The following is a 541-nucleotide window of genomic DNA, read 5'->3' as shown; positions in this document are numbered from 1 at the left end:
ATAGAGCATAGTTTTGGTCTTAGTGAAGCTGATGTGATTACTTTGATGCGAAAAGAGCTTAAACCGTCCTCGTTTCGTTTGTGGCGTCAGCGCGTCACTGGGCGTGATACCAAGCATCAGGCCAAGCGCGGCTTTGAAATCGGCCGTGCCTATTGCAAAACTCAGTACAAACCCCGATAGTCATTAATAACCAAAAATCTTATCAAATTATGCTCAAAAGGTAATCTATTATGATCTGTCCTGCTAAGCCGTACCTAATCGCTCCTTCAATCTTATCCGCTGATTTTGCGCGCTTGGGCGAGGAGGTCGAGAATGTAATGAATGCAGATGCGGATGTCATTCATTTTGATGTCATGGATAACCATTATGTCCCCAATCTGACCTTTGGTAGCATGATATGTAAGGCGCTACGAGACTATGGTATTGATGCGCCCATTGATGTACATCTAATGGTATCGCCTGTTGACGGTATGATTGAGCAGTTTTTGCAGGCGGATGCGAGCATTATTACCTTTCATCCAGAAGCCAGTGCTCATATCGA

Annotated in this window: 2 protein-coding genes; both read left to right on the top strand. The window is 44.5% G+C overall.

Features of this window, described 5'->3' with window-relative positions; all coding sequences use genetic code 11:
• Positions 1-180, top strand: a 180-nt coding sequence (locus ACTXGO_RS16100) for a TIGR03643 family protein (protein WP_443575232.1), incomplete at its 5' end; no start/stop codon positions are given.
• Between the two features lie 50 nt (positions 181-230).
• Positions 231-541, top strand: a 311-nt coding sequence (locus ACTXGO_RS16095) for a ribulose-phosphate 3-epimerase (protein ID WP_443575231.1), incomplete at its 3' end; no start/stop codon positions are given.

It is taken from the genome of Psychrobacter sp. T6-1, assembly GCF_052258445.1.
This window is presented reverse-complemented; position numbering and strand designations above follow the sequence as displayed.